The sequence below is a fragment of the Nocardia sp. NPDC055050 genome (assembly GCF_053608345.1).
Map to the genome: position 1 here is coordinate 176,755 of NZ_JBSGVG010000001.1, position 11,910 is coordinate 188,664.

Annotated in this window: 10 protein-coding genes; 7 read left to right on the forward strand and 3 right to left on the reverse strand. The window is 68.6% G+C overall.

What is annotated here, in order from left to right; translation table 11 throughout:
* Positions 1-169: 169 nt before the first annotated feature.
* From ACWGCN_RS00805 to ACWGCN_RS00835, 7 genes are read left to right on the forward strand one after another with little or no spacing between them, the layout of a single operon-like run.
* Complete coding sequence (locus tag ACWGCN_RS00805; protein ID WP_378989299.1) at positions 170-1,090, forward strand: ABC transporter permease; 921 nt, start codon at positions 170-172, stop codon at positions 1,088-1,090.
* Positions 1,087-1,959: an ABC transporter permease gene (locus ACWGCN_RS00810; protein WP_452459675.1), complete on the forward strand. Its 873-nt coding sequence runs from the start codon at positions 1,087-1,089 to the stop codon at positions 1,957-1,959. Before ACWGCN_RS00805 ends, ACWGCN_RS00810 begins: the two co-directional genes overlap by 4 nt.
* The gene (locus ACWGCN_RS00815; RefSeq protein WP_379314663.1) at positions 1,956-2,954 is read left to right on the forward strand and encodes an ABC transporter ATP-binding protein; all 999 of its coding nucleotides are present in this window, start codon (positions 1,956-1,958) and stop codon (positions 2,952-2,954) included. Before ACWGCN_RS00810 ends, ACWGCN_RS00815 begins: the two co-directional genes overlap by 4 nt.
* Positions 2,951-3,943, forward strand: coding sequence for an ABC transporter ATP-binding protein (locus ACWGCN_RS00820; RefSeq protein WP_452459674.1), 993 nt, complete (start codon positions 2,951-2,953; stop codon positions 3,941-3,943). The genes ACWGCN_RS00815 and ACWGCN_RS00820 overlap by 4 nt, the downstream gene beginning before the upstream one ends.
* Positions 3,944-3,950: 7 nt before the next feature.
* Positions 3,951-5,480, forward strand: coding sequence for an ABC transporter substrate-binding protein (locus ACWGCN_RS00825; protein WP_452459673.1), 1,530 nt, complete (start codon positions 3,951-3,953; stop codon positions 5,478-5,480).
* Between the two features lie 4 nt (positions 5,481-5,484).
* Entirely contained in the window at positions 5,485-6,738 is a 1,254-nt protein-coding gene (locus ACWGCN_RS00830) for an amidohydrolase family protein (RefSeq protein ID WP_452459672.1), read from the forward strand.
* A gap of 1 nt (position 6,739) precedes the next feature.
* Complete coding sequence (locus ACWGCN_RS00835; protein ID WP_452459671.1) at positions 6,740-8,311, forward strand: chlorohydrolase family protein; 1,572 nt, start codon at positions 6,740-6,742, stop codon at positions 8,309-8,311.
* On the opposite strand, the gene ACWGCN_RS00840 is transcribed toward ACWGCN_RS00835, so the two are convergent.
* Genes ACWGCN_RS00840 through ACWGCN_RS00850 form a run of 3 tightly spaced genes read right to left on the reverse strand, consistent with a single transcriptional unit; the run spans position 8,265 to position 11,868 of the window.
* Complete coding sequence (locus ACWGCN_RS00840; RefSeq protein ID WP_452459670.1) at positions 8,265-9,707, reverse strand: amidase; 1,443 nt, start codon at positions 9,705-9,707, stop codon at positions 8,265-8,267. The genes ACWGCN_RS00835 and ACWGCN_RS00840 overlap by 47 nt on opposite strands.
* A 53-nt stretch (positions 9,708-9,760) precedes the next feature.
* Positions 9,761-10,756, reverse strand: coding sequence for an acrylyl-CoA reductase family protein (locus tag ACWGCN_RS00845; protein WP_452459669.1), 996 nt, complete (start codon positions 10,754-10,756; stop codon positions 9,761-9,763).
* 44 nt (positions 10,757-10,800) lie between these two features.
* The gene (locus ACWGCN_RS00850) at positions 10,801-11,868 is read right to left on the reverse strand and encodes a DNA polymerase IV (protein ID WP_452459668.1); all 1,068 of its coding nucleotides are present in this window, start codon (positions 11,866-11,868) and stop codon (positions 10,801-10,803) included.
* Positions 11,869-11,910: the final 42 nt, after the last annotated feature.

The following is an 11,910-nucleotide window of genomic DNA, read 5'->3' on the forward strand; positions in this document are numbered from 1 at the left end:
CAAACCAGCCTGCCCCGCGGGTCGCGTATGGCCCTTGACGAAGGCATTCCTGCCGGTTGGCAGCATCGAAATCATTCACGGACCCGAAACTTTCGGAACACAATGGGGATACACGGGAATCCAATTCTGTATACCGAATGACATTCTCGGCACACAGAGAGGATCAGTGTTGGCCGTCTATCTGATCCGCCGCCTCATCCAGGCGGTGATCACCGTGTTCGCCGTCATCTCGCTGGCGTTCCTGCTCGGCAGATCGACCGGAAGTCCCGTGGCCTCTCTCCTGCCGGAAACGGCGAGCGAGGCCGACATCGCGGCGCTGGAAGCCGAACTCGGCTTCGACAAACCGCCACTGACCCAGTACTTCGACTACGTGACCGGCGTACTGTCCGGCGATTTCGGTGACTCGTACCAGCAGACCGGCACCTCGTCGATGACACTGGTCCTGCAACGCCTGCCCGCTTCGCTCCAACTCGGTGTCGCGGGCTTCGCGATCGGTCTCGCACTCGCCTTCGCCGTGGTGCTCGCCATCCACCTGAGCGGCCGCTGGTCGCTACGCGGGGTAGCGCTCGGTGTCGGCGCGGCGCGACTGGCGGTGCCGGACTTCCTGTTCGGGCTGCTGCTGGTGCTGGTGTTCTCGGTGACGCTGGGCTGGTTGCCCTCGCTCGCCGGTGCCGACCCGCTCGCGATCATCATGCCCGCCCTCACCATCGCCACCGCGCAGTTCGTCGTCTACTCACGGCTGCTGGACAATTCACTGGTTGCCGAGAGCTCCCAGGACTATGTGCGCACCGCGTACGCGCGCGGCGAGCGCAGATCCTCGGTGCTCCTGCGCGATGTGCTGCCGAACGCGCTGCTGCCGGTGCTCACCATCTCCGGAATCACGCTCGGCACGCTGCTCGGTGGGCTGGTGATCGTCGAAAACGTCTTCGCCTGGCCCGGTTTGGGCACGTTGATGCTCGACGCGGTGTTCAACCGGGACTTTCCGGTGGTCCAGTCCGGGCTGGTGGTGATCGCGACCATCTTCGTGATCGTCAACTTCGGGATCGACGTCCTCTACGGCGTCATCGATCCGAGAGCGAGAGTCCGATGATCCGTCCCCGCGACTACGCCACGATCGCGGGCGTCGCCATGATCCTCGCAGTCGTGCTGTTCTCCCTGCTGTATCCCCTCTTCCCCGGTTACGACCCCTACGGGCAGGACCTCGCGGCCGCGTTCTCCGCGCCGTTCACCACCGGGAACTACCCGCTCGGAACCGATTCGCTCGGTCGCGATCTGGCGAGCAGGCTGGCGCTGGCCGGACGGATCACACTCGGGTTGGTCCTGGTTATCGTGCTGGTCAACGCGGTGATCGGCATGACGGTCGGCACCGTGTCGGGCTACTTCCGCGGTGTCACCGACAGCGTGCTGATGGGTGTCGCCGATGTGCAGCTCGCGGTCCCGATGACGCTGGTGATCATGGCGGTGTCGGCGATACGCGGGCCGAGTACCGCGCTGATGGCGACGATCCTCGGCGTCACCTTCTGGGTCGGCTATGCCAGGGTGGCGCGCTCGGTCGCGCTCGGGCTGTCCGGTCGCGATTTCGTGATCGCGCCGAAACTGCTCGGCGCGCGCTCTGGCTGGGTGATGCGCAAGCACGTCGTCGGGCACGTCACGGTCCCTGTGCTGATTCTGGCGACCGCCGATCTCGGCAATGTGCTGATCATGATCTCGTCGTTCGACTATCTCGGCCTCGGCGTGCAACCACCTACTCCCAGTTGGGGATTGATGATCACCGACGGACAGAAGTACCTGCGCCAGGCGCCCTATCTGACGATCGTTCCGGCGGTGGCACTGCTGCTGGTGATCGGCGGAACCCTGTTGGCCAGCCGGCGATTCACCGATGAAGGCCAGGGGTTGCGCCGAGTTCGGCGGGCACCACGCGCTCGCCGCGGCGCTCTCGCGAAAGAGGGTGTGGCATGAGCCCATTGCTGGAGATCACCGATCTCACCGTCGGCTACGAGACAGCCGCGGGCGACCGTGTGGTGCTCGTCGACGGGGTGAGCCTGCGCCTGGAGGAGGGCGAGGTGCTCTGTCTCGTCGGCGAATCCGGATCGGGCAAGTCGGTGACGATGCTCGCCGCCCTCGGCCTGCTCCCCCCGGCATTGACGATCTTCTCGGGCAGCGTGCGTTTCCGCGGCGACGAACTCGTCGGCGCCGACGACGAAACCCTGCGCCGCCTGCGGGGCGCCGAACTCGGCATGGTCTTCCAGGACCCGATGACCACCCTCAATCCGGTGCGCCGGGTCGGCACGCAGATCGGTCGCGCGCTGGCGGTGCATCAGCGGCTCGACGCAAGGAAACGCAAGCAGCGCGTAGTCGAACTCCTTGCCTCCGTGGGTATCCCACAACCGGCCGAGCGGGCGCGCGCCTATCCCCACCAGTGGTCGGGTGGTATGCGCCAGCGCGCGGTGATCGCCATGGCGATGGCCAACGATCCGGCGGTGCTCATCGCCGACGAGCCGACCACCGCGCTCGACGTGACCATCCAGGCCCAGCTCATGGAGGTGCTGGCACAGGCTCGCGCCCGCAGCGGCGCGGCGATGGTGTTGATCACCCATGATCTCGGGTTGGTCGCCCAGTACGCCGATCGGGTGGCGATCATGTACGCGGGCCGGGTGGTCGAGACCGGCACGGTGTGGCAGATCTTCGACGACGCCGCCCACCCGTACACCCGTGGCCTGCAGGGCAGTCTGCTCGGGCAGGCGGGCGCGGGCCGCGCCTACGCCATCCCCGGCTCGCCGCCGTCACCGACGAAACGTCCGGCCGGGTGCGGGTTCGCCCCGCGTTGCGAGTTCGCGGGCAAGAGCCGCGAATGCGACACAGCCCCACCACCTCTCGTCGCCACCGGCGACGGTCGCGCGCTCGCTTGCCCGCCCGCGCTCGCCGCCCCTCTCCGAGAGGACATTTCGGCATGACCGTGATCGATACCGCAGAGGAAGTGATCCGGGTCGACGGCCTCGAGGTGAGCTTCACCAGCAGGCGCGGTCTCACCGGCAAGCGCAGACTGCGAGCCCTCGACGGCGTGAGCTTCGGGGTCGTACGCGGTGAAACCTTCGGCTTGGTCGGCGAATCCGGTGGCGGGAAGTCCACGCTGGTCCGCACGATCTTCGGCATCAACACCCCGACCGCGGGTTCGGTGCGCATCCTCGGCCACGACCTGGCCGCCCTGCGACCGGCCGCGCGCAGGGCGCTGCGCAACCGGGTGCAGCTGGTGTTCCAGGACCCGTACTCCTCCCTCGACCCGCGAATGAGCGCGCACGACATCATCGCCGAACCGCTCCGGATCGCGGGCGGTTACTCCCGCGCCCGCGTGCTCGGACTGCTCGACCAGGTCGGGCTCGGACCGGACGCGCTCGACCGGCGCCCGGCCGAGTTCTCCGGCGGACAGCGGCAACGGCTCGGGATCGCCAGGGCGCTCGCGCCGAGGCCGGAGGTGCTGGTGCTCGACGAACCGGTGTCCGCGCTCGACGCCTCGGTACAGGCCCAGGTGATCAACCTGCTCCAAGACCTGCAAGAACAGCTCGGCCTGTCGTATCTGTTCATCGCCCACGATCTCTCGGTCGTGCGGCACCTGTCGGACCGGGTCGCGGTGATGCATCTGGGCAAGCTCGTCGAGATCGGCGCCACCGAGGACGTGTTCACCAGTCCCCGGCATCCGTACACGCGCGCGCTGATCGCCTCGGCTCCCGTTCCCGACCCCCATCAACGCCGCCGCGACACCTCGACGCTGATCCGCGGCGAACTCCCCGATGCCGCGAATCCACCGAGCGGCTGCACCTTCCGCACCCGCTGCCCGTCGGCGACCGGCGAATGCGCCACGCGCATACCGGAACTCGAGCCGCTCGGGCCCGCCGGGCATGTCGCGGCGTGCCTGCATCCACTTCCCCGCTCCACGAAAGATTAGGAAACCCATGAGACCGATCACCCGCAGTGTGGCTACCGGACTCGCGATCCTCGCGTTCTCCACCGTCACCCTGAGTGCCTGCGCACCCGCGGGCACCGACACCGCGTCGACGAAGACCCTCGTGGTCGGCGCGGTCACCGAACCGACGGACGTGCCGGACCCGATCAGCGACGGTTCGCTGGCAGGCTACAACTACTACTTCGCGACCTTCGACCAGCTCGCCCGATTCGACGCGGAAGGCGTGATCGGCCCGAAGCTCGCGACCTCGTGGGAGCACAACGCCGATTTCACCCAGTGGACGTTCACGATTCGTGAGGACGCGAAGTTCCACAACGGCGAACCGGTGAAAGCCTCCGATGTCGCGTTCACCTACAACCAGATCAAGGCGACACCCAACGGCGATCCGGCCACCTATATGGAGATGTTCACCTCCGCCGCCGCCGGTCCCGGCAATACCGTGGTGTTCAGCCTCAACGCCCCTTTCTCCGCGTGGCCGACCATCACCACCGGCGTCTCGATCGTGCCCGAAAGTGTTTACACCAAGCTCGGTTCCGCGGGATTCGCGGCCGCACCGGTCGGCTCGGGGCCGTTCGTGTTCGACCACTACACGCGCGGCGTCGAATACGTCGTCAAGCGCAATCCGAACTACTGGGGCGACAAGGCCGCACTGGAGACCGTGACCTTCAAGACGGTGGCCGACGCCGACGCCCGACTCAACGGTGTTCAGTCCGGCGGTCTCGATGTGGCCTTGATCGCGCCCAATCAGGTTGCCGCCGTGGATGGTTCGAAGAGTGTGCACATCGAGTCGCGGGTCTCCAACGGCGTCACCTTCCTCGGCATGAACGCCACGGCGGGTCCGCTGGCCGACCAGCGGGTACGCGAGGCGATCGCACTGTCGATCGACCGGGACGCCATCGTCAAGAGTCTGCTCGCGGGCCGCGCGACGGTCGACAGCCAACTGGTCGCCAAGAACGTCGGCGGCTACGACCCGAAATATGCCGCGCCGGTGCGTGATACGTCCAGGGCCAAGCAGCTGCTGGCCGCGGCGGGCTACAACGGCACGCCGATCCCCTTCCAGTACGCGACGAACGGACGCATCCCGCTGAGCTCGGAGATCGCCCAGTCGATCCAGGCGAACCTTGCCGAAGTCGGCATCACCATCACCCTGCACGGCACCGATCAGAGCAGCCATTCCCAGATGATCTACACGAAGAAGGCCGCCACCGGCATCTACCTCAACACCTACGCACCGTCCACCATGGACGGCGACGCCCCGATCGCCTCGATGTTCGGCGGGCAGTGGAACGACTACGCGATGCTGCCGGAAACCCAGGCCCTGGTCGCCAAGACCCGGACCGTCGCCGGACAGGCCAGGATCGATGTCTACCAAGATCTGTTCACCCTCAACGATTCCAAGGCGCTGCTGCTCGGCCTCTACACCCCCGATGCCAGCTACGCGGTGGACCCGGCGCTGAACTGGAAGCCGCGGGCGGACGGGATGATCACCGTCGACGCCGCGACCTTCGGCAAGGACTGAGCGCGTGGGCGATTCGCTGTTGATCACCGATGTTCGCCCCTGGGGCGGCCCGCCGGTGGACCTGCTGATCGAGAACGGCACGGTGGCCGCGGTATCCGCGGCCACCGGTTCGCCGGTGCCCGCCGGCGAGCTCGTCGACGGCGCGGGCCGGTTGATCCTGCCCGCACTGTCGGATGTGCACCTGCATCTCGACTCGAGCAGGCTCGGGCTGCCGTTCCGTGCCCAGACCGGGATGCCGGGACGGTGGGGCCGGATCATGAACGATCGCGAGCACTGGCGGTCGGCGGAACGTTCCGTGGCCGAACGTGCCTCGTTCACCCTCGCGGTGGCAGTGGCCAACGGGGCCACCAGGATTCGCAGTCACGCCCAGGTGGACGCCGATTCCGGGCTCACCAAGCTCGAAGGCGAACTCGCGGCGCGGGAACGCTACGACAACGTGTGCGACGTGGAGATCGTGGCGTTTCCACAGGTCGGAATCCTGCTCGAGCCCGGCGTCGTCGACCTCATGGACGCGGCACTGTCGGCCGGGGCCGACCTGGTCGGCGGGATGGATCCGTGCGAACTCGACCGCGATCCGGTGCGACATCTCGACGCGGTGTTCGGGCTGGCCGACAAGCATCAGGTCGGCGTCGACATCCACCTGCACGAGGCGGGTGAGCTGGGGCTGTTCACCCTGTCGCTGATCATCGAACGGGTGCGGGCGCTCGGGATGACCGGTCTGGCGACCATCTCCCATGCCCGATGCCTGGCCGGTGGGCTGCCCGCTGTGCCTGCGGCGATCGAGCAGCTGGCGGAGCTCGACATCGCCCTCACCCACGCGGCGGGCGCGCAGGGTTGGGCGTTGCCGTTGCTCGACCTGGCCGCGGCCGGTGTGCGCGTCGGGGTAGGGATGGACGGTCAGCGGGACTACTGGTCGCCCTACGGCAACGGCGACATGCTCGACCGCGCCTGGCAACTGGCGTTCGTCAACGGGTTCGGATCCGACGAGCACGTGGAACACGCCCTCGCCGTGGCCAGTTGGGGTGGTGCGAGCGTGCTCGACCGCAGTCTGCGCCCGCTCGGCCGGAGCGAGCCACATCCAGGTTTCGAGGTCGGTGATCCGGCCGAGTTCTTCCTCGTCGACGCGGCCGGCCCGACTTCGGCTGTGATGGACCGCCCGGCCGAGCGCACTGTAATCCATCGGGGCAGTGTCGTTTCCGTCGATACGGCACTGGACGGATTCGAGATTCCCGGTCGTTGGGGCAGGGGGAGGAGCTGAGATGCGGCGCGGTATTCGAGCACGCCATGTGCTCGCGTCGGGGATCGTCGGCGGCCACGTGATGCTCACCGATGGCGAAGTGGTGGTGGAGGATTCGCGCATCGTCGCGGCCGGTCCGCGCGGTCTGGAGACCGTCGACGAGGTGATCGAGCTCGGGGACGCGGTCTTGATGCCCGGGCTCATCGACCTCGACGCGCTCACCGACATCGACCACACGATCCTGGATTCGTGGCAGTCGCGCGAGCTCGGCCTCGGTCTGCAATGGTCGCGCGAGTACGCCACGCAGCGGCGGCGCGCGGTGTTCGACGCCGAGGAGCGGGCGTTCATCCGTGAGTACGGGTTCGTCCAACTGCTGCTGCACGGGGTGACGACGGCGATGCCGATCGCGTCGGAGGTACACAGCGATTGGGCGGAGACCTACTCCGACGCCGTGGCGATGGCCGAATCCGCACAACGTCTGGGCCTGCGGGTGTACCTCGGGCCCGCGTACCGATCCGGGGTCAACGTGGTCGACGACGACGGCTCGCGGTCCATCTACTGGAACGAAGAACTCGGGCTCGACGGGTTCGAGGGTGCGGCGCGGTTCCTGGAGTGGGCCTCGGCGCAGGACACCGATCTGGTCCACGGGACGCTGCTCCCGTGCCGGATCGAGACGCTGTCCGAGGATCTGCTGCACCGGACCTCCGCGCTGGCCGCGGCGACCGGCGCGCTGGTCCGCCTGCACGCGCTCCAAGGGCTGCACGAACGCGCGTTCGTGATCGAGCGGTTCGGTATGTCACCGCTGGCCGTGCTCGAGCGGACCGGTCTCCTCGGGCCGAATCTGCTCATCCCCCACGGGATCTACATCGACTCGAACCCGCACGTGGATGCCGATACCGATGACGATCTCGGCACGCTCGCGGCGTCGGGAGCATCGATCGTGCACTGCCCGCTCACCTCGGCCAGACACGGATCGGCGCTCGACAGCTTCGATCGGTACCGGGCAGCGGGCGTGCGCATCGCCCTCGGCACCGACTCTTTTCCGCCGGACCTGGTGCGCGGCATCGACATCGGCGTCACCTTGGCCAAGGTGCTGGCATCGCGGCTCGACGCGGCCACCTACGGCGACTACGTCTCGGCGGCGACGCTCGGCGGTGCCGAAGCGCTGCACCGACCGGACCTGGGCACGATCGCGGTGGGGGCGACCGCCGACCTGGTCGCCTTCCGCCTCGACGACCCGCGCGACGGCGTCCTCGACGATCCGATCCGGACCCTGTGCATGAACAGCACCGGGCGCGCGGCGGATTTCTCCATGGTCGCCGGGCGGATCACTCTGCGCGACGGGGTAATTCCCGGCATCGACCTGCCCGCGATGACCCGGCGGGCGCAGTCACTGTTCGACCGGATGCGGGCGGCCTACACCGAGCGCGACTACCTACGCCGTCCCGCCGGCGAACTGTTCCCGGCGTCCTTTCCGGCCGAGCCGTCGATACCGCGCGGCGATGGCGTTGCTCCCGTGCACGTGAGCACACCCGGAGGGGGAGTGGTCAGCCCCGCGGGCGGACCCAGCCGCCGAACGCCTTCTCGAGAGTGAGGGCCGCGGCGATCGAGAGGTGATCGCGGTTGGGTCCCGCGACCACCTGTACCCCGAGTGGCAGACCGTGGGTGCCGCGGCCGAGCGGCACCTGGGTGACGGGGAGCCCGGCGAGGCTGAACGGTGCGACCGTGTTCGTGCGCCACAGGCGGCCGGTGGTGCGGCCGTGACGGGGCGCGACCGTGCTCAGGGTCGGATGCAGGAGCAATCCGTCACCGATGATCTCGGTGATCTCGGCGGCGGTGCGGTGTGCGGAGGCGGTGATGCGCCGGGCCACCCGGGTGGGTAGCCGGGCCGCGATCAGCTCGCCGAGTGCGAGGAGACGGGTGGCGAGGGTGTGGTCGCCGCGCAGGGCGGTGAGTTGACCCGGCGCGAGGATGTCGGCGCCCTCGCCGCGCATGATCTCGGCGAAGCTGATCCCGGTCTCCTCGGCCAGCACGATCGTGGCGAAGAGCCCGATCGTCCGCAGCGAACGCATCGGTACCCGGGTGACCTCGGCGCCCGCCTCGGTGAGCGCGGCGGCGGCGCGGTCGCGCGCGGCCAGTACCTCGCGGCCGAAGCCGGGGGCGAAGGTTCCGTCGAGCAGCACGACGGGCACACCCCGCATCGAGGTGGTCGCCGGATCGCCGAGGGTGGCCGCGCGGACCAGGGGATCGGTCCCGTCGGGACCGGCCATGATCCGCAGCAGCGGCATGAGATCGGCCGCACGGCGGGCGATGACCCCGTTGGAGCACAGGGCGGCCACGCCGAACGGTGGTGGCCACGCACCGGTGGTCGGGAGCAGGCCGGTCGACGGGCGGTGCCCGAAGACGCCGTTGCAGAAGGCGGGAACCCGGATCGAGCCGAGGGTATCGGTGGCCAGGCCGAGCGGGGAGCCGCCGCTGCCGACGGCGGCGCCCTCACCGCCCGACGACCCGCCCGCCGTCCGTGTCCGGTCGTGCACGTTGCTGGTTCGCCCGTAGACCCGGTTCGTCGACTCGAGCCACATGCACCCCTCGGCGGTGTTGGTCAGCCCGAGCACGATCGCACCCGCGTCCAGAACTCGTTGCACCACCGTGGCATTCGCGGTGGGCCGCAGGTGCCGCCGAGCCACGACGCCCGCCGTGTTGGGCAGGCCCGCGACCGCCAAGGACTCCTTGACGGTGATCGGGACGCCGAACAGCGGTGGCAGGTACTCCGGCCCGGTCGCGAGGTGGGCGTCGGCGGCGTCGGCCCGTGCCCGCGCGGTGTCGTAGCAGTCCACCACCACGGCGTTCGTGGCGGGCGCGAAACGTTCCAGCACAGCGATGTGGGCATCGATCACCGCGCGGACGCTGACCTCACGGGCGCGAATGGACGCGGCCAGCGCGATCGCGGACTCGTCGGTGATCGTGGTGCCGTCTGGGCGGAGCATCATGTCGTTACAGTATTACATTATCCGTAACGTCGTCGTGTGGACTTCTGGCGGGCTCAGAACTCGTTGGCCACGCCGATCACGGTGCGCCCGGAGTGGGTGCCGTCCTTGATCGACTGCAGGACGGTGCCGACCTCGGTGATCGGTGCGAAGGACTCGATCGTCGACAGATGCTGGGGGCGAAGCTGTTTGCCCAGTGCCGTCCACAGTGCGCGGCGCTTCTCGATCGGGAGCTGGACCGAGTCGATGCCGAGCAGGCTGACGCCGCGCAGGATGAACGGGAGCACGGTGGTGGGAAGCTCGGCGCCGCCGGTGAGGCCGCTGGCCGCTACCGCCCCGCCGTAACCGATGGCGCTGAGGACGTGGGCCAGCGACGCGCCGCCGACGCTGTCCACCGCCGACGCCCAGTTGGCCTTGTTGAGCGGGCGCGGCTTGGCATCGGGGTCGAGGGGCAGCCGGCCGATGACCTCGTTGGCGCCGAGCTCGGCCAGCAGGTCGTTCGCGTCGGTCTTGCCGGTGGAAGCGATCACCTCGAAGCCGAGGCCGGAGAGGATGTCGATGGCCACGGTGCCGACACCGCCGGTCGCGCCGGTGACCAGGACGGCGCCGTCGTCGGGGGTCAGGCCGTGGTCGAGCAGGGCCTGCACGCTCAGGGCGGCGGTGAAGCCCGCGGTGCCGATGGTGGCGGCGTCGCGGGTGTCGAGGCCGTCGAGCTTCACCACCCATTCGGCAGGCACCTTGGTGTATTCGGCAAAGCCACCGTTGCGCGAAACGCCCAGGTCGTAGCCATGGGCGATGACCTGGTCGCCGGGGGAGAAGTCATAGATCTCCGAGGCGATCACCTCACCGGTGAGGTCGATGCCCGGCACGATCGGATAGTTGCGCACCACCCCACCGCGCGGCGTGATCGCCAGCAGATCTTTGTAGTTCGCGCTCGAGTAATGAACCTTGATCGTCACCTCGCCGCTACCGAGGAAGTCGTCTCCCACCGTTTCACGAGCGAGAACGATCCCACCATCGGATTCACGGGCCACCATCGCAGAAAACTCCATTGCCCGAGCATACGAGTTCGTGAGACCGCGGGGGAGGACCCACGTCAGGGCGGGAGGAGTTCCAGGCGGACGCCGAGGAGGCGGATCGGGCGGTCCAGGTCGAAGCGGTCGATGATCGCCAGGACGGTGTCGGTGATGGTGGTGATGTCGTCGGTGGGGGTGGGGAGTTTTTGCTGTTTGCTGCGGGTATAGAAGGTTTTCGTGCGGACGGTGACCGAGACCCGGGTGCTGACGCGGTGGTGTTCGCGCATCTCCTCGGCGACCTCGGTGGCGATGCGGGCGACCTCGCGGCGGATTTCGCCGGGATCGGTGAGGTCGTGCGGGAAGGTCTCGGACTTGCTGCGGCCCACGGGGATTCGCGGGGTGGTCGAGAGTTCGGTGTCGCCTTTGCCGTGGCCGAGGACCCACAGGTAGGGGCCGGTGCTCGGGCCGAACTCGGCGGCCAGGCGCGCGCGGTCGGCGGACATGAGATCGGCGACCGTGGTGATGCCGAGGTCGGCCAGGCGGTGGGCGATGCGGGCACCGACGCCCCAGAGCGCGTCGGTGGGGCGGTGGCCCATGAGTTCGGTCCAGTTGGCGGCGGTGAGCTCGAAGATGCCGGTGGCGGCGCCGGGGTCGTGCTCGGGTTCGGCGGAGGTCTTGCCGGTGGACTTGGCGAAACCGGTGGCGAGCTTCGCGGTGAGCTTGTTGTCGCCGATGCCGACCGCGCACGTGAGGCCGAGTTCGATGATGGCGGTGCGGATTTCGGCGGCCAGCTGCCACGGATCGCCGTCGGTGGCGACGAACGCCTCGTCCATCCCCCACACCTCGACCGCGCCGGCCACCCGGCCCAGCGTCGCCATGATCTCTTCGGAGGCCACCTCGTAGGCGGCCATGTCGACCGGCAGGAAAACGCCCTCCGGGCACTTGCGCTGCGCCATTCTCAACGCCATCCCCGCACGCACGCCGTAGGCCCGCGCGGGATAAGAAGCGCAGGTCACGACCTTGCGGGGCTGCGCGGGATCGCCCTCGCCGCCGACGATCACCGGCCGGCCGCGCAGCTCAGGGCGACGCCGGAATTCCACCGCCGCCTGGAACTGGTCGAGATCCACATGCAGGAGCCACCGGGGCACAGTTCCGTCTTACCGCATCGCACCGACAGATCGGCTCTTGCC

Coding starts and splice junctions, on each gene's coding strand:
- ACWGCN_RS00810 (WP_452459675.1), top strand. CDS start 1,087: ATGATCCGTCCCCGCGACTACGCCACGATCGCGGGCGTCGCCATGATC.
- ACWGCN_RS00815 (WP_379314663.1), top strand. CDS start 1,956: ATGAGCCCATTGCTGGAGATCACCGATCTCACCGTCGGCTACGAGACA.
- ACWGCN_RS00820 (WP_452459674.1), top strand. CDS start 2,951: ATGACCGTGATCGATACCGCAGAGGAAGTGATCCGGGTCGACGGCCTC.
- ACWGCN_RS00825 (WP_452459673.1), top strand. CDS start 3,951: ATGAGACCGATCACCCGCAGTGTGGCTACCGGACTCGCGATCCTCGCG.
- ACWGCN_RS00835 (WP_452459671.1), top strand. CDS start 6,740: ATGCGGCGCGGTATTCGAGCACGCCATGTGCTCGCGTCGGGGATCGTC.
- ACWGCN_RS00840 (WP_452459670.1), bottom strand. CDS start 9,707: ATGATGCTCCGCCCAGACGGCACCACGATCACCGACGAGTCCGCGATC.
- ACWGCN_RS00845 (WP_452459669.1), bottom strand. CDS start 10,756: ATGGAGTTTTCTGCGATGGTGGCCCGTGAATCCGATGGTGGGATCGTT.